This window comes from Pararhizobium capsulatum DSM 1112 (genome assembly GCF_030814475.1).
In the GTDB taxonomy this organism is placed as follows: domain Bacteria; phylum Pseudomonadota; class Alphaproteobacteria; order Rhizobiales; family Rhizobiaceae; genus Pararhizobium; species Pararhizobium capsulatum.
In genome coordinates this window covers 3695318-3720481 of the sequence record NZ_JAUSVF010000001.1, presented here as the reverse complement: position 1 = coordinate 3720481, position 25164 = coordinate 3695318, and the positions used below count along the sequence as shown (strand labels likewise).

Sequence of the window (25164 nt, the reverse complement as noted above, 5' to 3'; positions counted from 1 at the left end):
ATCGAAAATGAGCCAGGCGCCGGGTGTTGATCGTTGACCCGATGTCTTGTGGGTGACCGCGCCCGGCTTGACACTCAAGAAAATTATCCTCAACTGACGACCGTCAAGACGTCTCGCATTTCGATACGTCGCGCCAAGATGAGCCCAGTGAGCACGCCCTTGAATACCTTCCCGAACGAGCCCGGCCAGCTGTCTGCAACCCTGCTGTCCGACATTGCCAGTCGCAAGGCGCATATCGGTGTCATCGGTCTCGGCTATGTGGGTTTACCGCTTGCGATGACGGTCGCGAGAAGCGGTTTTTCCGTGACGGGCTTCGATGTCGATCCGGAGAAAATGGTCGCGATCGATGCGGGGCGCTCCTATATCGAGGCGGTGCCGGACGAGATTCTGGTCGCCGAGGTGGGTGCCGGTCGTTTCAGTGCTACGAATGATTTCAGCAAGCTCGCGATCTGCGATATCATCATCATCTGCGTGCCGACGCCTTTGACACGGCACCGCGATCCCGATCTTTCCTTCATCATCAAGACATGTGAAGCGATCGCGGCGACCCTTCGGCCGGGGCAGCTGATCGTTCTTGAATCCACAACCTATCCCGGCACCACGAAAGAGGTTGTGCGCCCGATCCTCGAACGTACGGGGCTTGTCTCGGGACGTGATTTCTTCCTTGGATTTTCGCCGGAGCGCGAAGACCCCGGCAACCGCGATTTCAAGACCTCGAGTATTCCAAAAGTCGTGGCCGGTGAGGGGCGTGAGGCCTCCGAACTCGTCACGGCGTTCTATGGAGCCGTTGTCGAGAAGGTGGTGCCGGTGTCTTCGACGGCCACTGCAGAGGCGGTGAAGCTGACGGAGAACATTTTTCGCGCGGTCAATATCGCGCTCGTCAACGAGTTGAAGGTCGTCTACGAGGCGATGGGCATCGATATCTGGGAAGTGATCGATGCGGCCAAGACCAAGCCTTTCGGCTACATGCCGTTCTATCCAGGCCCGGGGCTCGGCGGTCACTGCATCCCGATCGATCCGTTCTATCTCACCTGGAAGTCACGCGAATACGAGCTGCCGACCCGCTTCATCGAGCTTGCCGGCGAGATCAACTCATCCATGCCACGCCACGTCGTCAGCCGTCTTGCCGAGGCGCTCGACATCCGGCTGGGCAAAGCGCTCAGCCGCTCGAAGATCCTCGTGGTCGGTCTTGCCTACAAGAAGAACGTGCCGGATATCCGCGAAAGCCCGTCCCTGAAGCTGATCGAGCTGATCGAGGAACGTGGCGGCAGCGCTTCGTATCACGATCCATTCGTGCCGGAAATTCCGAAGACGCGTGAATATCTTGATCTCAAGGGACGCCGGTCGGTGCCGATTGATGCCGATAACGTCGGGGCTTTTGATGCAGTGCTGATCGCGACCGATCATGATGCTGTGGATTATGCCAATCTGGCTGGCTGGGCGCCACTGGTCGTGGATACGCGCAATGTCTTTGCCCGCCGGAGCATAGAAGCAGACAACATCGTCAAGGCGTGACACCGGAAATCGCATCGCCCGGCAGGAGCTTCTTCATGCGGCTCGCGGCCATGGCATAGCCGCCTGCCGCACCGTCGATGAAATGCATGTGATCGTTGCTGAGAGGGGTGGGCACGATACAGGTCATCAACGCGGAATCCTGGCGGTGCAGGCCGTAGCGGCAAATACCGAGCCGTGCGGCCTGCTCAAGCCGTGCCTCGATACGAGCCCTTCTTTCGGCGTCGATATCGATCGTCATCTTCAAGCCGTCGTCGAATTTGCGGAAATCCGAGTTGAGGCCGACGTCCCGACGATATTGGGCGGCATCGAAACGCCCGAGCTTGCGATTGAGCCGGAACAGCGTCACCGTCAACAGGTACTGCGCGATGATGAAGGCCTTCTGCCTTAACCGGCGGCCTTTGGGGGCGCCCGCGCGTGCTTCTGCGTCAAGGCCGGCGCGCGACAGGCCAATCTCCGGTCCGTTTTCCCCGACCGGATGTCCTCCCCGTTCCTCGCCGCCGGCGAGAGCCACGATATCACTGACCAGAGCGGTGAAATTTTCGGACGTTGCCTCCGCGCCGGGCAAGGCGATGATTGAGACGATTTCTCCGTGACGAGACTGGATCGGGTTCCAGCGGCAGGACAGCCCTTTTAGATCCGGTCGTGATCCGGGAGGTGCGGCCAGGACGCCAAAAAGCCCTTCCTTCATCCGGGCCTCTGCCCAACTCGCACCGCCACCGGAAAACATCGCGTAGGACGCGCCGGGGCTTACCTGGAACCGTGCGACCCGCACATCGAGGCCGGCGCGATGGATATCGATAACCGGGACCAGAGCTGCGCGCAGGGTCAGATCCAGCTCTTCCTGAACCCAGTTCTGGACCGCCGCCAGGGCTTCACGGGCAATCGCAACCGCTGTCGGCGGGACCGCCACGAGCGCGCCATCGCCCCCGAAGACAAAGGGCAGGTCGTGTTGACCGATGGCATTGAGAATGGCGGAAATGACGCTCGCACCCGCCATGTTGACCGCCTTGTACCGGCCGGTTTCGATCGCTCCGGTCGAATTGACGATATCGGCCGTCGCCAGGGCCCAGTCTTCCGGTAGCGGACGATAATTGGCACTGTCGGCCACGCCTTCAAAATCGGTGAAGACGGGGAGAGCACTGAAGAAATTGTCGGTCGGCAGCTGGGTCATGGCGACAGGCTAGCGCATTGGTGAGGAAACAGAAATCGCTTTCGCCCGAGGGTGGTCACGGCGCGAGAAAATAACTGCGCCGGTGGTCGACCGGGTGCAGGGAGGCATGATAAGCGGGGTGGGACAGCAAGCAACATGGAATGAGTACGCATGAGCCGCCTCGATAGTTTCATCCGCCGCCTGAGCGCCCAGCGCGATGTCCTCAACCATATCAGCGACGAGGCGCGGCAGATCGACGGGGTTATTCTGGAGATCGGGCTTGGAAACGGGCGGACATTCGATCACCTGCGGGCGTTGTTTCCGGACCATCGCATCATCGCCTTCGACCGGGCGCTCGGATCGCATGCCTCGTCTACGCCTTCGGCGGAAGATCTCGTCATTGGCGAAATTCGCGAAACCGCCCAGCCCTATGTGGGCGTCAATGCGGCGCTCGTTCATGCGGATATCGGCACCGGCTATGATGACAAGGATGCGATCACCCTGACATGGTTGCCGCAGCTTGCCGCTGGCGCGCTGGCGAAAGGGGGCATGGCTGCCTCCGGGCTGCCACTGGAGCATCCCGATCTGGAGCCGTTGCCGCTGCCTTCAACCGTCGATGTCGGGCGCTACTTTCTCTACCGTCGCCGCTAACCGTCAGGGCATCAGGAAGAGGTCGAACTGCTCTTCGCCGAGTGGGATGTTCTTCACCTTCATGACCGTCCGCTCGTCCTCGTGGAAGACGATGCAGTCCTCATAGAAACGGGCAAGCTGGGCGGCGAAGGCCCTGGTGCCTTCGCGCCCGTAGAAGGTCGGCGAAAACTCCATGTAGAGCGGCACGCGCCTTGCCATCAGGGCTTCCATCGAGCGGCATGCTATTGGTTCATAGCCTTCGATATCCATCCATATGAGGCCGACGGTGCTCGCATCGACACCGGCTTGGGCGAGGATCGCGCCGATCGGACGCACCGGCACGTTCATCTCGATATCACCGGCGCTCTGCCGGATGGCGCTGCTCTTGCCGTGATTGGCCTGGTGCTGGAAGAAGGCGATTTCACCTTCCGTTTCGCCGGCCGCACAGTTTACGGCCGTTATCCGGGACGACAGGTTGTTCTGGGCGATGTTGGTTTCAAGCAGGGCGAAATTGCGCGGGTCCGGTTCGACGCTGACGATGTGATCGAACGCTTTGGACAGCGCGAAATAGATCGTCTGGGTGCCGATGTTGCCACCGAGTTCGAGCAGCGTCCTGCCCTCGCCAAGCACAGACTTTTCCTTCAGGATCGCCAACAGCCGATCGACGTGATCGCGTTCGAAGTGTCCCTTCCGATAGATCTTGTGACCGACATAGTCATGCGGAGAAAACGTCATGACATGGTCGCCGCAGTCGGCGGTCATGGTGATGACCCGGGGGCTGACGGAGGCGATCAGCATGTCGCGGCCGGTGCGGGTATTGAGAAACCGTCGGGCGAGGCGATTGCGCCATTTCCGAAATCGCTTGCGCAGCAGGTCGGTGGTTTTCGTCATGCTTCTCAGGCTCGCGCGATATTGTGAGGGCGTCGTACCCACCTTTCGGTGGCAGACCCATCGCCTTACAGCACGATCCCACTCAAAAAACCATCAGAACAATGCGTCTTCGAAGAGATCCTCGTCGCTTTGCGCGGCCTGCACGGGGGCGGCAGTGAGGGGTGCAAAAGCCTCTATCTGGGGGATGACCGCGTTATGCACGTTGCGTTCCTGGACCATGGTGTAGGTTTTGAAAACCCGTTGGGAAAGCCCGCCAAGTATGGCTTCGAGACCTTCGGCTCCGGCAATATCAGGCCCGGCGATGTCGCACAGTTCGTCAGCGCAGGTTGCGAGGATTTCGCCCAGATCATGCTGGAAGTCGAGCTTGGCGATCATCAGGCTGATCTGGCTTGCCACCCGCCGTCCGTGTTCGGAAAGATTTGCCAGTTCCTCTTCCATGGCGTTGGCGGTGGTGCGGATGTTGGAGACCGCGCCGTTCAACCGTTCGCCAAGCTGCAGGGAACCGGCGCTTCCGGCCGAGGCGATGTTTTCGGCTGCCGTGTCGAGCTGTGTCAGGCCTCCGACGATGGCGTCGGCCGATTCATCGAGCTTGGCGGCAAAGATGCGAAGCTCGCCGGTGACGACGTTGATCGACCGACCAGCCTCGCCGAGACGGCTGCAGCGCAGATTGGTGTTCAGCGCCATGTAGTGGATATCCATCTTGACGCCGCGGATATTGCCGATGCCTTCAAGCAGGCGGGAGGCCGTCTCGGTCGTGGATTGGCTGACCTGGTCCGCCTTGAGGCTGGCGGCTTCGACCTGCTTGACGATGCCGAGCGCCTTGGTGACGCTTTCCTCCAGCGCGCGCATGACGTTGTCTTGGCCATCCGAGCCATTGCCCTGCATCTGGGCACGCAGGTTGAGGATTTCCTGGGTATCGCCGCCGAAGCTGGCAATGGTCTGGACGACGTTACGGGAATCCCGCTGGAAGTCCTCGACCATCTCGACCATCTGTGCGGCACAGAGATGATGGATGATGTTGACGAGCCTGCCGCGGGCATCGAAGTCAAGGACCTTGCATTCGTCACCGTCCAGACAAGTGTCGAGCATCGACAAGGCCGCCTGCACATGTTCGATGCGCTGGCGGGTGATATCGCCGATCTGCAAGGCGGAAAGCGTGGTTCCGACTTTGCTCTGGATGCCGCGTGCCAGCACGCTGACTTCCCGAGCGATGACGCCCAGCTTCTTGCGGTGCTCGGTGATCGTTTTCACATCGTTTTCCAGCGCCTTTGCGACGTCCGGTACGGTCTGGGCATATTGCTTGGAAATATTGGTGCCGAAGCTGCGGGCGAGCGAGAGTTCCTTTTCAAGGGCCGCAAGCTGGGTCGCAAAACTGTTGACCTCACCGGTGCCGGAGCGAATGCGCTCCAGGATTTCCTCGGCGAAGCCCGAGAATTCGGGCAGTCCGGCGCCGGTGATCTTCACAGTCACGGCAAAGGTCTGAAGGTAGCGCATTGTCTCCTGCATGTCGGCGACATGGGTGCGCATGCCGCCCCCGGCCTTCGCCAGAACTTCCAGATGCGTCTGACGGCTGCTTTGGATCTGCGGTAGGTCGGAGAGGTTGCGTACGGTCGCCAGCAGGTCGGCCATCGTGTCGTCGGCCGAGCCGGTTTCCAGCGAACGGCTGATATTATCAAGCGAGGCAAGCAGCCGGTTCAGGACATCCATGACGGAGAGCAGGACGTTGCCACCTTCGAGGAAACGCTGTTCGACCTTGCCGCGCGCGGCCTCCAGCTTGTCGCCGATCCGGCTGGCTGTACCGTGATCGTGGTGTCGAACCAGGGCTGCATACTGTGTCACGGGAACCTCGACTTTCAAATATTGTTGCGCCAATCGATAGTTGAAGGATGCAAACGTCTGGTAAATTCCAGACTCGCCTGCGTTGCACCTCGAAACACGTCACGAGAGGTATGCCGACGTGCCCGTTTGCCATGTCACATTTCGCCAGATTCCTATATTCATCTATTAAGACACTGATATAACTTTATTATTTACGTCGATTGACGTGCGATTGTGAAATCTCCCAGGTAAAATTTCATAGTGAACAGACTCGCAATAAGTGCAGTCGGGTGCAACCTGTCTTTACCCCATGTTAAGGCTGGCATGAGATTCCAGAAGAAGGTTCAATAGTATTCATCGTTTCGCGGAGCTGAAATGAGCGAAAATAGCGTCGTTAATTATTCGATAAATTTGCCAAATAAGCTCAATATCAAAACTATATTTGATGTTCGTAGTATTATTTTGGATAAATTAGCCATTGGCAAGAGTTTGACTATACATGTTCCTGAGGATTCAGAGGTCGATCTTAGTTTCGTTCAACTGATCGAGTCCGCGCGAATCCGCGCCAAATCTTCAGGTGTGATCTTGAGCCTGGCTCAAGTGGCAAACGCGCAGATGCGCAGTGTCCTCGACCGCGGGGGTTTTACAGCCGGGTTCTCGGAAGAGGACGAAAAATTCTGGTTTCATGGAAAGGCACAGCAATGAGCGGACGGATTTTGACGGTCGATGACAGTGCGAGCATTCGGCTGACGACCAAGGTAACCCTGACCAACGCGGGTTACGAGATCACCGAAGCGGTCAACGGGGCAGAGGGCCTGGAGAAGGCCAAGGCGGGTGAATTCGACCTGATCGTGACTGACCTCAACATGCCTGTGATGGACGGCCTGACGATGATCGAGGAACTGCGCAAGCTGCCGGCCCATATGGGCGTGCCGATCATCTTCCTGACGACGGAATCGGATGCGGACCTGAAAGCGCGAGCCAAGGCTGCTGGCGCCACCGGCTGGCTGACAAAGCCCTTTGATCCCGAAAACCTCGTGAAGATCGTAAAGAAGGTCCTCGGAAAATGAGTATGACCGATCCCGTAGCTGTCTTTCGTATCGAGGCGGCCGAACTGCTCGAGCAGATCGAAACCGGCCTGCTCGATCTAACCTATCGGCTCAACGACAAGGACCAGATCGACGCGGTTTTCCGCGGACTGCATACGCTCAAGGGATCGGGAGCCATGTTCGGCTTCGATGCGCTCGCAGCCTTCACTCATCATTGCGAAACCGCCTTCGACCGGGTGCGCAAGGGCGAGAAGCCAGCCACCAGCGAACTCGTCGCCGCCGTCCTTGCTGCGCAGGATCATATGCGCGCCTTGATCGAAAACCCGACCGATGACCACGGTGCCATCGGCGAAGTACTGCTTGCCCAGTTGCGCCAGGCAGTGGAAGGTGATGCTCCGGTAGCTGAGGCCATGCCGGCCGTGGTGATTGCCGCTCCGGCCAAGGTTGTGACCTCCGCCGCTCAGCACCACATCTGGCGCATCCGTTTCAGCCTGCCGCTCAACTCCATGGTCAACGGCACCAATCCTTTGGGTCTGCTCGATGAGCTGCGCGATCTCGGCGAATGCCGCGTCGTGGCCAATACGTCGGCTATTCCCTCTCTCGACGTTCTGGTTCCGACAGAGCTTTATGTTTCCTGGGATGTGACGCTGACAACGGATCAGCCGCGTTCGGCGATCGACGATGTCTTCATCTTCGTGCTCGATGACATGCAGCTTGAGGTCGAGGACATTGCGCCCGTCGCTGAGGCCCCGGCTGTCGCTCCAGCGCCTGCTGCTGAGGCACCTGCAGCTGTATCGATTGTTCCGGCGGCGCCGGTCGTTCAAGTCGCCGTCGCACCGGCTCCCGTTGCCGCGGTTGCTGCACCATCCGCACGCCCGGCACCAGCACCCGAAGCATCCGGGGGCGATCAGCGTCAAGCTAAAGCGGCTGAGAACGTTCGCGTGCCGGCCGAACGCCTCGATGAACTGATGGACCGGGTCGGCGAGCTGGTCATTGCCCAGTCGCGCCTGCGCCAGCTGGCCAGCACCAGCATGGATCTCCAGTTGCGTTCGGTGTCCGAGGAAATCGAACGGCTCTCCGGCGAACTGCGTGACACAATGATGGTTCTGCGCATGGTGCCGGTCGGCAGTCTGTTCGGCCGCTTCCGCCGCCTCGTGCATGATCTGGCCCGCGAAACCGGCAAGATCATCGAGCTGGAAACCGAAGGCGAAACCACCGAGGTCGACAAGACCGTGATCGAGCGTCTTGCCGATCCGCTCGTCCACCTCGTTCGCAACTCGATCGATCACGGCCTTGAAACGCCGGAAGAACGGCGTGCGGCCGGCAATGAAGAGGCGGGCAAGGTGTTGCTTTCGGCCCGTCAGGCTGGCGGCGAGGTGATCATCACCATCAAGGACGACGGCCGCGGCATCAACCGCGAACGGGTCCGTGCCAAGGCCGAATCCTCCGGGCTGATGCAGCCGGGGCAGCAGATTTCCGATCAGGACCTGTTGCAGATGATCTTCCAGCCAGGCTTTTCTACTGCTGCCCAGGTCACCAATCTTTCCGGCCGCGGTGTCGGCATGGATGTGGTCAAGAAGACGGTTGAGGCGTTGCGTGGTGCCATCGACGTCACCAGCAAGCCGGGGCAGGGCTCCGAGGTTGCGCTTCGCATCCCGCTGACGCTCGCCATCATCGATGGTCTGCTCGTTCGGGTCGGGGAAGGACGCTACGTCATTCCGCTTTCCGCGGTCGAGGAGTGCCTCGAGCTATCGCTCGAAGAGGATCTGCGTTCGCGTGGTCGCAGCTTCATCTCGCTGCGCGACAGTCTCGTGCCGTTCCTGCGCCTGCGCGACCTGTTCCGCACCGGCACCAAGCCGGACACGCATCAGAAGGTTGTGGTCATTTCCACCGGTACCGAGCGGGTCGGCATGGTCGTCGACCAGATCATCGGCGATCACCAGACGGTCATCAAGTCGATGTCCAAGCTGCATCATGACGTCGCGACCTTCTCGGGCGCAACCATTCTCGGGGACGGCAGCGTCGCCCTTATTCTCGATGTCGCCCACCTTGTGGCGGCCGGACAGCAACAGGAGGCGCATCTGCGTGCCGCGGGATGATTGACAGGCTTCAGACGGAACTCGGGCAGAACGCCCACAATCACTGGAATGCCGAAGGCGAGCTGGAGGTGCTGACCTTCGATCTGCACGGCGAAACCTTCGCGCTCGAAGCAATCATGGTGCAGGAAATTCTCGATCTCCTGCCGGAGACGACGGTTCCCGGCGCCATGCCCTTCGTCGGCAGCGTCATCAATTTCCGCGGCAAGGTCATTCCGCTTGCGGATATTCGCCTGGCTTTCGGCATGGAAGCCGGGGAAGCGACGATCGACAGTCGTATCATCGTCATCGAAATCGAACTGCAGGGCGAACGTACTCTGGTCGGCCTGAGAACAGACAAGGTGAATGAAGTCACCACCCTTTCCAGAGCCATGAGCGAGCCGCCGCCGAGCATCGGCATGCGCTGGCGGGCGGACTACATCAACTGCCTCGTCAAGCGTAACGGACAATTCATCATCCTCCCGAATTTACAGGCCATCTTCTCCTTCAGGAAAGAAGCCTAGGTCCTGTTGACAAAGTGGGTTTGCAAATCACCTGAAGCATGATTCAACGCTGTCTTTTAGGAGGCTGCTTTGGCTCGTGGCGATCTTTCGGATGTCGAATGGCGGATTATTGAAGGGCTTTTGCCTGCGGAGCGCGGACGAAAATCCCGTCCTGCCCATGATAATCGGCGCTTTCTAAACGGGATGCTGCACGTTCTGCGCGTCGGATGCCCTTGGCGGGATATGCACGAACGATACGGCAAATGGAATTCGGTCTATGTCCGTTTCCGGCGATGGGCTGAGCACGGCGTTTGGGATGCCCTTCTGGAAACATTGGTCGGCCTTGGCCTGACTGACGACTGGCAGCACATGATCGATAGCACCACAGTTCGCGGCCATTCGCAGGCAGCGGGCGCTAAAGGGGGACTCATAAGGAGGCTTTTGGTCGATCACGCGGCGGCTTTACGACAAAAATCCATGCCAGAGCGGACGGTCAGGGACGCCCTCTTGGCTTTATCCTGACGGGTGGCGAGACCTCGGACTACAATGCCGTTCCGGCTCTGTTGGCCATGCCAGTCAACAAGCCCAGGCTATTCCTGGCAGATAAGGGGTATGACGGCGACTCTATCCGGGAAGAGCTTTTGATGCGCGGCATCCGTCCCGTTATTCCGCCAAAAGCGAACCGGAAGAACCCGCCTGCCTGTGACTACCGAGCATACAAGGATCGCAATCGTATCGAGCGGATGTTTAATCGTCTCAAGCAGTTTCGCAGGATCGCCACCAGATACGATAAGACCAGAGCTTCCTTTGAAGCCTTCCTCGCGTTGGCTGCCGCAAAGATTTGGCTACCCTACTTTGTCAACAGAACCTAGAACCGAAGCCGCCACTGCGGTTCACCGAGAAGGAACTTTGACAATGCGATTTACGATCAAGCTTAAACTGACGATCGCCTTTGGCTTCGTCATCGCCCTGCTTCTGGGGACGGCCGGATACGGTATCGTCAGTCTCGGCACGCTCAACGACAATCTGGAGCAGGTTCTGCAGGGACCTGCTGCCCGCCTGAAACTGGCACAGAAGATCAATATCGAGGAACTGCAGGCGATCCGTCAGCAGAAGAACCTGCTTGCGGCGACGACGGAAAAGGAAATGGCATCGGCTCGCGCCAAGGGGGACGTTGCGCGTCAGGCTTTCGATCAGCTTCTGAGCGAGGCGGAAGCAAAGGCGACCGAACAGGGCAAGGCAAAATGGTCCAAGCTGCGTGAACTCGCCGTCAAGTCGGATGAGGCCGAGCAGCAGATCCGCAGCCTGCTTACGGCGGGGAATGCGTCGGCAGCGGAGAACATCTCCGTGACCACGGCCCGCGCCAGCGCCAACGAAATGGATACGATCCTGGACGAAATCGTCAAGCTCGAGGAAGGGCGTCTGCTGGAAGCCGATGCTGCAGCCGATGAGCTTTATGCCACGACCCGTTTAATGATGATGGCGGCTGCCGGTCTTGCCGTGCTGATTGCCATCGCTGCCGCGATCTGGATTTCGGTCACAATCGGCAGGGGTCTTCGTCGTGCGACAACAGCCGTTGGCGATGTTGCTGAAGGTGATCTAACCAAGATGGTCGAGATTACCAACAACGACGAAATCGGGGTTCTGCTCGGCAACGTCAATGTGATGATCGAGCGTCTCCGCGGTGTCGTAGGCGATGCGCTGTCGGCTGCCGATAACGTCTCGGCCGGTAGCCAGGAACTCTCGGCAAGCTCTGAGCAGGTTTCCCAGGGTGCGACCGAGCAGGCAGCCTCTGCCGAAGAGGCCTCCGCCTCGATGGAAGAAATGGCCGCCAACATCAAGCAGAACGCCGACAATGCCGCCCAGACGGAAAAGATCGCTCGCCAGTCGGCCAAGGATGCCGAGATGAGCGGCGAGGCCGTCACCCGCGCCGTCGGCGCCATGCGGACCATCGCCGAGAAGATTTCCATCGTGCAGGAAATCGCGCGCCAGACAGACCTTCTTGCTCTGAACGCTGCAGTCGAAGCGGCTCGCGCCGGCGAGCATGGCAAGGGCTTTGCGGTCGTTGCCTCGGAAGTCCGCAAGCTTGCTGAACGCTCGCAGTCGGCCGCCGCAGAAATCGGCCAGATGTCGGGCGATACCGTCAAGGCGGCTGCCGAAGCCGGTGAAATGTTGAACCGTCTGGTGCCGGATATCCGCAAGACCGCGGAACTGGTTTCCGAAATCTCGGCTGCTTGCCGCGAGCAGGATATCGGTGCCAGCCAGATCAACGAGGCGATCCAGCAGCTCGACAAGGTAACCCAGCAGAACGCTGGTGCCTCCGAGCAGATGTCGGCAACTTCGGAAGAACTTGCGGCACAGGCGGAAGAACTGCAGACCTCGATTGCCTTCTTCAAGGTCGACGGTGCCGGCGTCAAGGTTGGCGGTGGAGTACGCAAGGCTGCAAAGCCTGCTGCCAAGGCCGCTGTTCGCCGTCCGCCTTCGGCACCCAACTCGGTTTCGTCCCAGCAGGCTCGGGTCAAGGGCTTTGCCCTCGATCTCTCCATGGGCGGCCCGGATGCTGACGACGCCGACTTCAGGGAAAGCGCTTAAACCATGGTTACACCATCTCTCGAATCCCAATACGTGACGTTCAGCCTCGGCGAGGAAGTCTTCGCTGTTCCCGTCGAGGTGGTCCGGGAGATCCTCGACTACGAGGAGGCCTTCAAGATCCCGAACGGTCCCGACTATCTGCTCGGCCTGCGCGATGTGCGCGGGCAGGGTGTTCCGACGATCGATCTGAGGCTGAAGCTCGGCCTTTCCAAGACCATCCCCACATCCCATACGCGGGTTCTGGTCATGGATGTGCCCCTGGAAAGCCGCATGCTTTGCCTCGGCCTGGTGGCTGACCGGGTTTTCGAAGTCACGCCGTTCCGGAAGGATCAGGTGGAGGCTGCCCCCGATATCGGGGTCCGCTGGCGCTCCGGCTACATCGCCGGCGTCGTTCGCCGCGAGGGTGGGTTTGTGGTGATCATCGATCTCGCAAGCCTGCTGTCGCGCGAGGAAACCGCTCTTCTCACCCTGCCGGGTGCAGCCGCCTGAGGATAACAGATGAATGCTGTAGCGCGCCCGATGCAGGCGGTGAACGACCGTATCAGCAAACGGAACTTCGATCGTCTTGCCCGGTATATCTACGACTATAGCGGCATCAAGATGCCGCAGAGCAAGCTGACGATGCTCGAAGGCCGGCTTCGCCGCCGCCTTCGGGCAACCAACATCGTCAGCTTCGACGACTATTGCGACTATTTGTTCAACGATGGCGGGATCGAATATGAGGCGGTTTACCTCATCGACGCCGTGACCACGAACAAGACGGATTTCTTTCGGGAATCCAAGCATTTCGACTATATGAGCGAGAGCGCGCTCCCGACGCTTGCAAAGCAGGGACACCGCAATCTGCGCATCTGGAGTTCGGCCTGCTCGACGGGGGCGGAGCCCTATACGATCGCCATGGTCCTTGAGGAGTTCGTCGAGCGTCGTAACGATCTGAACTACTCGATCCTCGCGACCGATCTCAGCACGGATGTGCTGCAGACGGCCCATCAGGGGATCTACCCTGCAGAGCTTGTCGCGCCGGTACCCCCGGAGATGCTGCGCAAGTATGTGATGCGCTCGCTTCGTCCGCGCAACCGGGAGGTGCGTATATCGCCGCGGCTGCGCTCCAGGATCGGTTTCGGGCGGATGAACCTGATGGACGTCAAATATCCGGTGGGCGATCCCATGCACATCATCTTCTGCCGCAACGTGCTGATCTATTTTGACAAACCGACACAATCAGCGGTTCTTTCCCGTCTGACGGATTGCCTTCTGCCGGGGGGCTATATGTTCATCGGGCACTCGGAATCGATCATCGGCTTCGACCTGCCGCTGAAACAGGTCTCCAACACGGTGTTTCAGCGCGTCTAATCTCAAGCATGCGTTTTCGGCGAGCGGAGGAGTTCGCCCGAAGATGCTGAAAGGCAGATCGAAATGGGAAAAAAGATCCGGGTTCTGATTGTCGACGATAGCGCCAGCGTCCGCCAGACACTGACGGCAGTGTTGCAGCAGGACCCCGATATCGAGGTGATGGGGGCAGCCTCAGATCCGTTCATGGCGGCAAAGCGCATTCAGGACGACATCCCCGACGTCATCACGCTGGATGTCGAGATGCCGCGCATGGACGGCATTACCTTTCTGCGCAAGCTGATGGCGCAGCATCCCATTCCGGTCGTCATGTGCTCGTCGCTGACGGAGGCGGGTTCGGAAACATTGCTGCAGGCTTTGGAGGCAGGGGCGGTCGATATCATCCTGAAGCCGAAAATCGGTGCGGCCGATCATCTGGCCGAAAGCGGCATGCGGATTCGAGAAGTGGTCAAGAGTGCGGCCCAGGCGCGCATTTCTGGCGTGCGTCGGCCTTCGGCACGAGGCAGCGCCTCGGCGTCGGGACCCGCGGCAAAGCTGACCGCGGACGCAATGCTGCCGCCGCCGACCGGACGCGCTATGGCCAAGACGACCGAAATGGTCGTCTGTGTCGGCGCCTCCACCGGTGGAACGGAAGCTTTGCGCGAGATGCTGGAAGCCCTGCCGGCGAATGCGCCGGGCATGGTCATCGTCCAGCATATGCCGGAAAAATTCACCGCCGCCTTTGCCAAGCGGCTGAACAGTCTTTGCGAAGTCGAGGTCAAGGAAGCCGAGGATGGCGATCCGGTGTTGCGCGGCCATGTGCTGATCGCACCCGGCGACAAGCACATGCTGCTGGAGCGGCAGGGTGCGCGCTATCATGTGTCGGTCAAGACCGGGCCTCTGGTGTCGCGGCATAGGCCCTCGGTTGACGTGCTGTTTCGCTCGGCAGCGCGGGCGGCTGGTGCCAATGCCATGGGTGTGATCATGACCGGCATGGGTGACGATGGTGCCCGCGGCATGGAGGAAATGAAGCAGGCCGGGGCTTTCACGGTGGCGCAGGATGAAGCGACCTCCGTCGTCTTTGGCATGCCGAAAGAAGCCATCGCTCGCGGTGGCGTCGATAAGGTCGTGCCGCTGGAGAAAATCGCTCAGGAAATCCTGATGACGCAGGCGAAGTTCTAGATTCCCTGCAGCGTCAGAAACGCCTTCATGCGCTTGACGGCGAGTTCGGGCCGGTCGAGAACGTTGGCCTTGTCGGCAAGCCGGAAGATATCGGCATAATGCAACACGCCACGGGCCGACTGCATGCCAGCCGGCATGGTGAAATGCTTCTGGTGGCCGTTCAGCCAGGCGAGGAAGACCACGCCCGCCTTGTAATATTGTGTCGGTGCTTCGAAGATTTTGCGCGAGAGTGGCACGGTCGGCTCGATCACGGCGCGGAAGGTTGTGATGTCTCCCTCCGCCAAAGATGCCAGCGCCTTTGAGGCCGAGGGAGCGACCGCGTCGAAGATGCCAAGCAGCGCGTGGCTGTATCTTTTGCCGTCGCCTTCGATCAGTTCGGCATAATTGAAATCGTCGCCGGTGAAGCAGAGCACGTCTTCCGGCAGGCGATTGCGCAGCGCCACCTCATAGGCGTTGTCGAGCAGCGAGATCTTGATGCCTTCGACCTTGGACCTGTTCTCCTCGATGATCGAGAGCACGGTTTCCAGTGCAGTCTCGAAATCCTCCGAGCCCCAATAACCCTTGAGCTGCGGGTCGAACATATCGCCGAGCCAGTGCAGCACCACCTTATCCTTCGTCTGGCTGAGGATATGGCGGTAGACCTTGCGGTAATCATCCGGCGAGCGGGCGATACGGGCGAGCGCCCGGCTCGCCATCATGATCGATCGGCCGCCTTCCTTTTCCACGAAGCCGACTTGGGTCTCATAAGCCTTGATCACGTCGTCCAGCGAACGGGTGTTTTCCGGTGCCAGATGATCGGTGCCGGCGCCGCAAGCGAGATCGGCGCCCTCGACGGTGCGGGCTTCCGCCAGCGAGCGGCGGATCAGTTCCTGCGCACCTGCCCAATCCAATCCCATGCCACGCTGCGATGTGTCCATCGCTTCGGCGATCTTGAAGCCGAGCGACCAGAGATGGTGGCGGAAGGCGAGTGTCGTGTCCCAGTCGATTGCCGGGCTTCCCCAGGGTTCCCGGTCGCGAAGAGGATCGGAAACAACATGCGCGGCCGCATAGGCGATGCGGTTGAAACGTGGGGCGGCTGGGGGGCGGAAGATCGGGGTTCCGCACAAGCGATAGGTTTCGACCGTACCATCGGCGCGGGGCAGCATCAGGGCTTCGGACATCAGTTCCTCCTCAGGCATGACGGTCGAATAATTTAGATCGTTCCAAATTTCAAGTCTTGTTTTTGCTCACGACGAAGGAGAGACGTTGGGTATGTTGTGTTTGGAGGAGCGTATTTGGTTATTTATAAAGTCCGAAAACGAATCCTCCGTCATGCTCAAGCTTGTCGCGAACATCTGCAAGGCTTTGATTTACCGAAGTTCCGGTAGATCCTTGGCGCAAGGCCGAGGATGACGACCCCCTGTGTTGCAGGGTTTCTTTCCTTCAAACCACGGCGCCAATCATTTTTTCACGTTCGCGCTTGACAAAATTGGAACGTTCCAATTATTTTGTAATCTAACTCGAGGCGGAGACCTCGATCGGAGGAAATTATCTTGGTCAAGGAACGGGTCACCGTCATCGATATTGCGCGCGCCGCCGGCGTGTCGAAGTCGACCGTGTCGCTTGTTCTTCAGGCAAGCCCTCTGGTCAACGAGGTGACGCGCGCCAAGGTCAATGCCGTCATTCGCGAGCTTGGTTATGTCTATAACCGCGGCGCTGCCAATCTCCGTCAGTCCAATGCCAAGTCGAAAATCATCGGCGTTGTCGTCAACGATCTCACCAACAGCTTCTTTGCCGAGCTTGCCGTCGGTATCGACATGGTCGTGCAATCGGCCGGCTATGTGCAGTTCCTTGCCAATACGGGTGAAAGTCTCGATCGCCAGCGCGAGGTTATCGCCTCGATGCGCGAACATGGCATTTCCGGCCTGATCCTGTCACCGGCACGCGGCACGGAGGCTTCGGACCTGAAGCCGCTGGTGGCGGCCGGCATTCCGGTGGTCAATGTCGTGCGCCAGGTGGTCGGCGCGAAGGTCTCTTCGCTGATTTCAGACAATCATGCCGGCGCCCATGCGGCCGTCACCCATCTTGCGGGGCTTGGCCATCGTCGCATCGCCTTCCTCGGCGGCTTTGCCGATACGGCAGTCTTTCATGAGCGTTTCCAGGGCTATCGCGACGCGCTGATCCATGCCGGTCTTGATGCCGGTGAGGATCTCGTCATTGGCTCCGCGCCATCGCGGGCCGGTGGAGTTGCGGCGGTCGAGCGCGCCTTGGCGCTACCGGTGCAGCCGACAGCAGCGCTCTGCTTCAATGATGCGGTTGCCTTCGGCGCCTGCGATGGCCTTAGGGCAAAGCGGCTGGAGCCGGGTGTGGATTTCGCCGTCGTCGGCTTCGACGACGTGATCGAGGCGAAGACGGCGGTGCCGGCACTGACGACGGTGTCCGTCGATCCGCAGGGCATGGGGTGGCGCACCGCGCAATTGCTTCTCAAGCAGATCAATGCCGGCAAGGCAGATGCCGAGGCAATCGTCGGCTCGGTACGGCTCGTCATTCGCCAGAGCTGCGGCAGTTCGGCAGACAAGAGGGAAAGGCTGGCTCTCATATGACACGGTGGGGTTTGATCGGCGCGAGCACGATCGCGCATGAATGGGTCATCGATGCAATCCGCGCCGTCGGCGGCGAGATCGTTTCGGTGATGAGTACAAGCGCCGAGCGCGGCGCGAGTTATGCTCGGGATCACGACATTCCGAAGTCGGTGACGACGCTCGTCGATCTGGTCGGCGATCCCGATGTCGATGCTGTCTATGTTTCGACGACCAATGAATTGCATCGCGATCAGGTGATTGCCGCAGCACAGGCCGGCAAGCACATTCTCTGCGAAAAGCCGCTTTCGACCTCGCTGGGCGATGCCCATGCCATGGTCGATGCGGCGCGTGCTGCCGGTGTGGTCATGGCGGCCAACCATCATCTTCGCGGTGCCGCAACCCATCAGGCGATGCGTGACGCGATTGCCGCTGGCCAGATCGGCAAGCCGCTTGCCGCCCGCGTCTGCCATGCCGGCCTGCTTCCGGCGCATCTGCAGGGCTGGCGTCTCGACAGGCCGGAAGCCGGCGGCGGTGTCATTCTCGATATTACCGTGCACGACACGGATACGCTGCGCTTCGTTTTGGGCGATGATCCGGTCGAGGCGATTGCCTTCGGCCAGCATGGTGGCCTCGCACAGTCGGGGCTGGAGGATGCGGTCATGGGTGCCATGCGCTTCAAGTCTGGCCTCATTGCCCAATTCCACGACAGCTTCACCACGAAATATGCGGTGACCAGCTTTGAGGTGCATGGTTCAGCGGGCTCGCTCTTCGGCCGCAACTGCATGATCCAGAAGCCCGGTGGCACCGTGACCCTGCGCAATGTCGAAGGCGAGCAGGAGCTGCCGATAGACCATGGCAATCTCTATGAAAACACGCTCATCGCCTTCGATGCCGCCATTGCCGGCAGGGGCAAGCCGCTCTGCAGCGGCGAGGATGGCATCTGGTCGCTCGCGGCTGGCCTTGCCGTCACCAAGGCGGCGGCATCGGGCGCAAGCGTCAAGATCGAATCCGGACTGTGAGACCCATGAGCAAGCATATTACCCCGGCTGAAGCTGCCGCCCTGATCCCGGATGGAGCTGTTGTCACCGTCTCCTCCTCCAGCGGTCTCGGCTGCCCGGACCTGATGCTGAAGGCAATCGGCGAGCGTTTTGACACAACCGGGCATCCGCAGAACATCACGACGCTGCATCCGATTGCAGCTGGCGACATGAGCGGCATCAAGGGGGTTGATTATATCGCCAGGAAAGGCCTGCTCGCCCGGATCATCGGCGGCTCCTATCCCTCAGGCCCGTCCTCGTCCGAGCCACCTGTGATCTGGCAGATGATCGGCAACGACGATATCCCGGCCTACAACATCCCCTCCGGCATTCTCTTCGACATGCATCGCGAGGCCGCCGCCAAGCGGCCGGGCGTGCTGACCAAAGTCGGCCTCGACACCTTCGTCGATCCGGCCCGCGAGGGCTGCGCGATGAATGCCAAGGCGGCGGCGGAACCTGTCGTCAAGAAGGTCGAGTTCGAGGGCGAGGAGTGGCTTTATTTCAAGGCGATCGTGCCACAAGTGGCAATCATCCGCGCGACGACGGCGGACGAGCGCGGCAACCTGACCTATGAGCATGAGGGCGCCTATCTCGGTGGCCTCGACCAGGCGCTTGCCGCCCGCAACAATGGCGGCATCATCATCGCGCAGGTGAAGCGCATCACCAAATCCGGATCGCTGAAGCCCCATGATGTGCGCGTGCCCGGCATGCTGGTTGATTATGTCGTTGTTGATCCCGACCAGAAGCAGACGACGCTGACGGATTACGATCCGGCTATATCCGGCGAGATTTTCCGGCCGCTCGAGACATTCCGGGTACCGGAATTCAACATCCAGAAGGTCATTGCCCGCCGCGTGGCGCAGGAGTTGCAGGGCGGCAGCTGCGTCAATCTCGGCTTCGGTATCTCGGCCAATGTGCCGCGTATCCTCCTGGAAGAGGGACTTCATGGCGCCGTGACCTGGGTGATCGAGCAGGGTGCTGTTGGCGGTGTTCCGCTTCTCGATTTCGCCTTCGGCTGCGCCTCGAATGCCGATGCCTACATGCCGTCGCCCTACCAGTTCACCTATTTTCAGGGCGCCGGCTTCGATGCCTCGCTGCTCTCCTTCCTGGAGATCGGCAGCGATGGGTCGGTGAATGTGTCGAAGCTCTCCTTCCGACCGCATGTGACGGCCGGGGCCGGCGGCTTCGTCGATATCACCGCGCGGGCAAAGAAGATCGTCTTCTCCGGCATGTTCAATGCCGGCGCCAAGCTTTCGGTCGCCGATGGCAAGCTGGTCATCGAGAAGGAAGGCAAGCTGAAGAAGCTGGTCGAGGCTGTCGAACACGTCACCTTCTCCGGCCCACGCAGCGTGGCGCAGGGGCAGGAAATTACCTATATCACCGAGCGTTGCGTGCTGAAGCTGACACCGGATGGCATCATGCTGACGGAGATCGCACCCGGCATCGAACTGCAGACGCATATTCTCGACCAATCGGAATTCCCGCTGATCGTCTCGGACAAGCTGAAGGTCATGGATGCTGCATTGTTCGGTGAGGCGCTGATCGGTCTTTCGCTGCCGGAAAAGCCGGCGCGGACGTTGACTGGAGCGCAGCATGGCTGACGAACGCATCCGTATCGACAGGGAAGATCATGTTGCGATCCTGACGGTGGCGCGGCCCGATAAGCTCAATGCGCTCGATATCGAGATGCTGAGGGGGCTGTCTGCTGCCTGCGATGAGATCGAGAACGATGCGGAAATTCGCGTCGCGATCTTGACCGGGGAGGGCAAGGCCTTTTCCGCCGGTGGCGATATCAAGGCCTGGGGGGCGATGAGCCCCAACGAATTTGGTCATGCCTGGGTGCGGTTCGGCCATCGCGTGTTCGAGCGTCTGGCCACGATGCGCATGCCGGTCATTGCGGCCATGAACGGCCATGCGCTGGGTGGCGGGCTGGAGCTTGCGGCCGTCGCTGATGTCCGCATCGCCGAAACGCAGATCAAGATCGGCTTGCCGGAAACGGGCCTTGGCATGGTGCCGGGCTGGTCGGGCACGCAGCGGCTAGTGGCGCGGTTTGGCGTGCAGGCGGTGCGCCGGATGGTGCTGGCGGGCGAGATGTTTACGGCTGAAGATGCGCGTGCGCTTGGCATCGTCGATCACGTCGTCGGGACGGGTTCTGCGCTCTCGAAGGCCAAGGAACAGGCCCAGAAAATCGCCGCGCGTGGGCCGGCGGCGCTGGAAATCTGCAAGCTGATGATCGCGGTCGCCAATGGCGAGGACAATGGGGCCGCCGTCGAGGCGCTGGGCTCGATCCTCGCCGCCAAGACCGGCGACATGAAGGAAGGCGTCGCGGCTTTTGCCGCCAAGCGCCCGGCCGAATTCAAGGGAGAATGGTAATGACGGTTCTGGTAAAGCCCAAGGTGCTTGGTGATATCGCGGTGCACGATTTCCATATGCTGATCGACGGCAAATGGGTGGCGGCGGAAGCCGGCGAAACGCTGGAGCGTGTCGCCCCCGGTCATGGCGTCGTCGTCAGCCGCTATCCGGCCGCGAAGAAGGCCGATGCCGAGCGCGCCATTGCCGCCGCCCGCCGCGCTTTCGAAGATGGCCCCTGGCCGCGCATGGCCGCCTCCGAGCGTTCGCATGTGCTGCTGAAGGCCGCCGATCTCATCGCCGCCCGCGCCGACGAGCTGGCCTATCTCGATTGCATCGAATCCGGCAAGCCGATCAGCCAGGCCAAGGCCGAACTTGGCGGTGCCGCCGATATCTGGCGCTATGCTGCCGCCCTTGCCCGCGATCTTCACGGCGAAAGCTACAATACGCTCGGCGACGGCACGCTCGGCGTCGTGCTGCGCGAGGCAATCGGTGTCGTCTCGATCATCACGCCCTGGAATTTCCCGTTCCTGATCGTCAGCCAGAAGTTGCCCTTCGCACTCGCTGCCGGCTGCACCACGGTCGTCAAACCGTCCGAGCTAACCTCCGGCTCGACACTGTTGCTTGGCGAAATCCTGGAAGCCGCAGGCGTCCCGGCCGGTGTCGTCAATATCATCACCGGCACCGGCCCGGATGTCGGCGCGATCATGACGACCCATGCTGACGTCGACATGGTGTCCTTCACCGGCTCGACCGGCGTCGGCAAGCTCACCATGGCCAATGCCGCGCAGACGCTCAAGAAAGTCTCGCTGGAACTCGGCGGCAAGAACCCGCAGATCGTATTTCCCGACGCCAATCTTGACGAATTCATCGATGCCGCCGTCTTCGGCGCCTATTTCAACGCCGGCGAATGCTGCAACGCCGGTTCGCGCCTGATCGTCCACCGCGATATCGCCGATGAGGTTGTCTCCCGTGTCGCTGCCCTTTCCGCCAAGGTTAAGGTCGGCGATCCGCTCGATCCGCAAACGCAGGTCGGGGCGATCATCACGCCGCAGCATCTGGAGAAGATCGTCGGTTACGTTTCGGCGGCCGCCGGCAACGGGGCAACCGTCTTCCATGGCGGCTCATCGCTCGATCTCGGGCTCGGTCAGTTCATGTCTCCGACCATTCTTTCGGCAGTGAAACCGGACATGGCTGTCGCTCGCGAGGAAGTGTTCGGGCCGGTGCTCTCCGTTCTCTCCTTCGAGACGACGGACGAGGCGATACGCATCGCCAATTCCATCGACTACGGCCTTTCGGCCGGCGTCTGGAGCCGGGATTTCGACACCTGCATGACCATCGGCCGCAAGGTGCGCGCCGGCACTGTCTGGATGAACACTTTCATGGACGGCACGCCCGAGCTTCCGTTCGGCGGCTACCGACAGTCCGGCCTTGGCCGTGAACTCGGGCGCCATGCGGTGGAGGATTATACCGAAACCAAGACACTCAACATGCACATCGGCCAGCGTACCGGCTGGTGGATGCCGCGCTAGGGGACGGGTAGAGCAATGGCGATGGCAGGTTTGCGGAAAGGAGAGCGGCTGGACGAGAAGGCGATGCCGCTAGTCCGTCTGCTGCTCAGGTCATATGCAATGGCGAGGGCCGCCGCGATCTCCCTCTTCTCCCCAGCGGGGAGAAGTGCCGAGCGGATGCGAGGCGATGAGGGGGTGCCCCCGCAAATTCAGAGCCTGTGGCTCCCCCTCATCCGGCCCTTCGGGCCACCTTCTCCCCGCTGGGGAGAAGAGGGAGCAAGTTCAGCTGCCTTCGGGGAATTCGATCGTCGGCTTCAGCAGCGTCTGCAGCCTCTCCGGATCAGTCTCGCCGCCGATGGCGGCGAGCAGGGTCGTGCCCATGCGAAAGCCGGTATCGACCAGATCCTCGTAGATCGTCTCCACCTTCGGCTGAATGTTGACGAGAAGCTTCGAGGTCTGCTTGGCGACAATGTCGTATTCGGTGCCGAGCGTGAGGCCGCGGTCGCTCATGCCGGTGATGGTCGCGAGCGCCGAGACCTCGCCGCCGCAGACGAAACCGTCCGGGCCATCGGGCATGCCAGCCCGGCGGCTGACGAAGTCGCGGATCTGATCGACGGGGCAGTCGAGGTTGATGTCATCAGGGATTTCGTAGGCGGCGCCGGCCTCGCGCACGGCGGTCATGAAGCCGTGCTGCAGGTGCTGACAAAACGTCATGCGCCTGGGCGGCAGGATGATCGTCGGCTTGCGGCGGCCGCGGGCGATCAGCCGCTTCGTCGCCTCATAGGCAAAGGTGAAGTTGTCGTAGTCGACATAAGGATGCGGCGTGGAGAATTCCGTGCGGCCGTGGGTGACGAACGGAAACCCTTGCTCCAGAAGCAGGCGGACGCGGGGATCGAAGGGCTCGGTGCGCGAGAAGATGATGCCGTCCGCCATGCCGTTGCGGATGATATGACTGATGGCATCGGCATTGCTGGTGGCCGCGAAGCTTGGCGTGACGATGAGATGGTAGGGTGTGTCCTTCAGCGCGCGCGCGATGCCGAGCATCAGCGATGTGCCATAGCCGAGGATTTCCTCATGCGGGTCGAGCAGCACGCTGATGACGTTGGTGCGGCCGGTTTTCAGGCGCTGCGCGGCCCGGTCGGGAAGATAGCCGATCTCGCTTGCGACCTCGTGCACGCGCCGGCGGGTTTCCGCGGAAATCTGCGGCGCATTGCTCAAGGCGCGCGAGACCGTGGTGACTGCGAAACCCGTCAGATCGGCGATCGTGCGCAAGGTCGGCCTGGCCGCTTTGAGCGGGGCGTCGACAGGAGCGGATTTAGGAGTTTCGGCCAAGGAGTGACTCACGGAAGGCAGGGACAGGGCGCCTTTGTAACCCGCAACAGACGAAGGCGCAATCTTGGTTTGTGAAAACGTTTTAAATGCGGAAAATGTAACTGTTCATGCTGCGATGCAGCATTCATGCTCGAGAAATTACCGTTATTAATCAATGCAATTAAGCAAATTTTCGAAGTTTCGCACATGCGCTTGACTTGCGTGAATTTATAACGTTTTAAATTGAAGCAGCGGCGGGGAGCCGCGATAGATCATCGGCCGCTTGGGGCGGTCGGTTTTGGTAGTGGCGGGGAGAAGATCCACCGCCGGGAACTTGCAAACGGGAGGAATACGATGCGCAAGTTTATGACGACGACGGCAATGGCAGCTTTGATGTTGGCAGGCTGCGGGCTTGCCGCCCAGGCCGAGGACGTCAAGGAAGTCCAGATGCTTCATTGGTGGACGTCGGGCGGCGAAGCGGCTGCTCTGAACGTCTTGAAGGGCGATCTTTCCAAGGAAGGCTTTGCCTGGAAAGACGTGCCGGTTGCCGGCGGTGGCGGCGATGCGGCGATGACGGCGCTGAAGGCCATGGTTGCCGCTGGCACCTATCCGACAGCGTCGCAGATGCTCGGCTACACAGTGCTTGATTATGCGGCTGCCGGCGTGATGGGCGACCTCACCGAAACGGCTGTGAAGGAAGGCTGGGACAAGTCAGTTCCGGCAGCGCTGCAGAAGTTCTCTGTTTATGACGGCAAGTGGGTTGCTGCCCCGGTCAACGTTCACTCGGTGAACTGGCTGTGGATCAACAAGGCCGTCATGGACAAGATCGGCGGCACGCAGCCGAAGACCTTCGACGACCTGATTGCCCTGCTCGACAAGGCAAAGGCTGCCGGCGTCATCCCGCTCGCACTGGGCGGCCAGAACTGGCAGGAAGCCACGATGTTCGACTCGATCGTCCTTTCCACGGGCGGCCCCGAGTTCTACAAGAAGGCGTTCAACGATCTCGATGAAGAGTCGCTCAAGTCCGACACGATGAAGAAGTCGTTCGATAACCTCGCAACGATCATCAAATATGTCGATCCGAACTTCTCGGGCCGCGACTGGAACCTTGCAACCGCCATGGTCATCAAGGGTGATGCCCTTGTGCAGGTCATGGGCGATTGGGCCAAGGGCGAATTCGTGGCTGCCAAGAAGACCCCGGATACGGACTTCCTGTGCTACCGCTTCCCCGGCACCGACGGCAGCGTGATCTATAACTCCGACATGTTCGGCATGTTCAACGTTCCGGACAACCAGAAGGCTGCTCAGGTCGCGCTCGCGACGGCAACACTGTCGAAGAGCTTCCAGTCGGCGTTCAACGTCGTCAAGGGCTCGGTTCCTGCCCGTACCGACGTTCCGGACACGGATTTCGACGCTTGCGGCAAGAAAGGCATCGCCGACCTGAAGGCAGCGAACGACGGCGGCACGCTGTTCGGCTCGCTGGCCCAGGGTTACGGCGCTCCTCCGGCCATCGCCAATGCCTACAAGGACGTCGTGTCCAAGTTCGTGCATGGCCAGATCAAGACCTCCGACGAAGCCGTGACGGAACTCGTCAAGGCGATCGACGACGCACGCTGATATCCATCTGAACAGGACCCTTCCCCGCGCCAAGCGGGGGAGGT

General features: G+C 60.5%; 21 protein-coding genes and 1 pseudogene. 17 read left to right on the top strand and 5 right to left on the bottom strand.

Annotated features, from left to right (window positions below):
- Positions 1 to 138 precede the first annotated feature (138 nt).
- On the top strand, positions 139 to 1515 hold the full coding sequence (locus tag QO002_RS17955) for a nucleotide sugar dehydrogenase (RefSeq protein ID WP_370878514.1): 1377 nt from the start codon (positions 139 to 141) through the stop codon (positions 1513 to 1515).
- Here the strand turns inward: QO002_RS17955 and QO002_RS17950 are convergent.
- Positions 1505 to 2686 (bottom strand): DUF3095 domain-containing protein, encoded by a 1182-nt coding sequence (locus QO002_RS17950; protein ID WP_307232131.1) that lies wholly within the window; start codon positions 2684 to 2686, stop codon positions 1505 to 1507. The genes QO002_RS17955 and QO002_RS17950 overlap by 11 nt on opposite strands.
- Positions 2687 to 2836: 150 nt before the next feature.
- On the opposite strand from QO002_RS17950, the gene QO002_RS17945 reads away from it, so the two are divergent.
- Positions 2837 to 3316, top strand: coding sequence for a class I SAM-dependent methyltransferase (locus QO002_RS17945; RefSeq protein WP_307232129.1), 480 nt, complete (start codon positions 2837 to 2839; stop codon positions 3314 to 3316).
- Positions 3317 to 3319: 3 nt separating this feature from the next.
- On the opposite strand, the gene QO002_RS17940 is transcribed toward QO002_RS17945, so the two are convergent.
- Both QO002_RS17940 and QO002_RS17935 read right to left on the bottom strand, forming a co-directional pair.
- Complete coding sequence (locus tag QO002_RS17940) at positions 3320 to 4186, bottom strand: FkbM family methyltransferase (protein WP_307232127.1); 867 nt, start codon at positions 4184 to 4186, stop codon at positions 3320 to 3322.
- Positions 4187 to 4279: 93 nt separating this feature from the next.
- On the bottom strand, positions 4280 to 6025 hold the full coding sequence (locus QO002_RS17935; RefSeq protein WP_370878513.1) for a methyl-accepting chemotaxis protein: 1746 nt from the start codon (positions 6023 to 6025) through the stop codon (positions 4280 to 4282).
- Positions 6026 to 6379: 354 nt separating this feature from the next.
- Here QO002_RS17935 and QO002_RS17930 point away from each other — a divergent pair, with 354 nt between their 5' ends.
- The 9 genes and pseudogenes from QO002_RS17930 to QO002_RS17885 all read left to right on the top strand — a co-directional run bounded on the left by QO002_RS17930 (position 6380) and on the right by QO002_RS17885 (position 14734).
- Positions 6380 to 6709, top strand: a complete 330-nt coding sequence (locus tag QO002_RS17930) for a hypothetical protein (protein ID WP_307232125.1) — start codon at positions 6380 to 6382, stop codon at positions 6707 to 6709.
- Entirely contained in the window at positions 6706 to 7074 is a 369-nt protein-coding gene (locus QO002_RS17925) for a response regulator (protein ID WP_056321325.1), read from the top strand. The genes QO002_RS17930 and QO002_RS17925 overlap by 4 nt, the downstream gene beginning before the upstream one ends.
- Complete coding sequence (locus QO002_RS17920) at positions 7071 to 9152, top strand: chemotaxis protein CheA (RefSeq protein ID WP_307232123.1); 2082 nt, start codon at positions 7071 to 7073, stop codon at positions 9150 to 9152. Before QO002_RS17925 ends, QO002_RS17920 begins: the two co-directional genes overlap by 4 nt.
- Complete coding sequence (locus tag QO002_RS17915) at positions 9149 to 9652, top strand: chemotaxis protein CheW (RefSeq protein WP_307232121.1); 504 nt, start codon at positions 9149 to 9151, stop codon at positions 9650 to 9652. Before QO002_RS17920 ends, QO002_RS17915 begins: the two co-directional genes overlap by 4 nt.
- Before the next feature lie 69 nt (positions 9653 to 9721).
- Positions 9722 to 10503, top strand: a pseudogene (locus QO002_RS31130) (IS5 family transposase).
- Between the two features lie 43 nt (positions 10504 to 10546).
- Positions 10547 to 12223: a methyl-accepting chemotaxis protein gene (locus tag QO002_RS17900; RefSeq protein WP_307232119.1), complete on the top strand. Its 1677-nt coding sequence runs from the start codon at positions 10547 to 10549 to the stop codon at positions 12221 to 12223.
- 3 nt (positions 12224 to 12226) lie between these two features.
- Positions 12227 to 12712, top strand: a complete 486-nt coding sequence (locus QO002_RS17895; protein ID WP_307232116.1) for a chemotaxis protein CheW — start codon at positions 12227 to 12229, stop codon at positions 12710 to 12712.
- A gap of 9 nt (positions 12713 to 12721) precedes the next feature.
- Complete coding sequence (locus QO002_RS17890) at positions 12722 to 13576, top strand: CheR family methyltransferase (protein WP_307232114.1); 855 nt, start codon at positions 12722 to 12724, stop codon at positions 13574 to 13576.
- A 63-nt stretch (positions 13577 to 13639) separates the two neighbouring features.
- Complete coding sequence (locus tag QO002_RS17885; protein ID WP_307232111.1) at positions 13640 to 14734, top strand: protein-glutamate methylesterase/protein-glutamine glutaminase; 1095 nt, start codon at positions 13640 to 13642, stop codon at positions 14732 to 14734.
- Here the strand turns inward: QO002_RS17885 and QO002_RS17880 are convergent.
- A complete protein-coding gene (locus QO002_RS17880; protein ID WP_307232109.1) occupies positions 14731 to 15894 on the bottom strand; it encodes a dihydrodipicolinate synthase family protein in 1164 nt (387 codons plus the stop codon). The two genes, QO002_RS17885 and QO002_RS17880, sit on opposite strands and share 4 nt — an antisense overlap.
- A 372-nt stretch (positions 15895 to 16266) precedes the next feature.
- Here QO002_RS17880 and QO002_RS17875 point away from each other — a divergent pair, with 372 nt between their 5' ends.
- Genes QO002_RS17875 through QO002_RS17855 form a run of 5 tightly spaced genes read left to right on the top strand, consistent with a single transcriptional unit; the run spans position 16267 to position 22213 of the window.
- Complete coding sequence (locus tag QO002_RS17875) at positions 16267 to 17316, top strand: LacI family DNA-binding transcriptional regulator (protein ID WP_307232107.1); 1050 nt, start codon at positions 16267 to 16269, stop codon at positions 17314 to 17316.
- Positions 17313 to 18314, top strand: coding sequence for a Gfo/Idh/MocA family protein (locus tag QO002_RS17870; protein ID WP_307232105.1), 1002 nt, complete (start codon positions 17313 to 17315; stop codon positions 18312 to 18314). The genes QO002_RS17875 and QO002_RS17870 overlap by 4 nt, the downstream gene beginning before the upstream one ends.
- 5 nt (positions 18315 to 18319) lie before the next feature.
- The gene (locus QO002_RS17865) at positions 18320 to 19933 is read left to right on the top strand and encodes an acyl CoA:acetate/3-ketoacid CoA transferase (protein WP_307232103.1); all 1614 of its coding nucleotides are present in this window, start codon (positions 18320 to 18322) and stop codon (positions 19931 to 19933) included.
- Positions 19926 to 20705 carry an enoyl-CoA hydratase/isomerase family protein gene (locus tag QO002_RS17860; RefSeq protein ID WP_307232101.1) on the top strand — a complete coding sequence of 260 codons (780 nt, stop codon included), beginning with the start codon at positions 19926 to 19928 and terminating at the stop codon, positions 20703 to 20705. Before QO002_RS17865 ends, QO002_RS17860 begins: the two co-directional genes overlap by 8 nt.
- The gene (locus tag QO002_RS17855) at positions 20705 to 22213 is read left to right on the top strand and encodes an aldehyde dehydrogenase family protein (protein WP_307232098.1); all 1509 of its coding nucleotides are present in this window, start codon (positions 20705 to 20707) and stop codon (positions 22211 to 22213) included. The genes QO002_RS17860 and QO002_RS17855 overlap by 1 nt, the downstream gene beginning before the upstream one ends.
- 261 nt (positions 22214 to 22474) lie before the next feature.
- Here the strand turns inward: QO002_RS17855 and QO002_RS17850 are convergent, their stop codons facing one another.
- Positions 22475 to 23524, bottom strand: a complete 1050-nt coding sequence (locus QO002_RS17850; protein ID WP_307232096.1) for a LacI family transcriptional regulator — start codon at positions 23522 to 23524, stop codon at positions 22475 to 22477.
- A gap of 333 nt (positions 23525 to 23857) precedes the next feature.
- Here QO002_RS17850 and QO002_RS17845 point away from each other — a divergent pair, with 333 nt between their 5' ends.
- Entirely contained in the window at positions 23858 to 25120 is a 1263-nt protein-coding gene (locus tag QO002_RS17845; RefSeq protein ID WP_307232094.1) for an ABC transporter substrate-binding protein, read from the top strand.
- Positions 25121 to 25164: the final 44 nt, after the last annotated feature.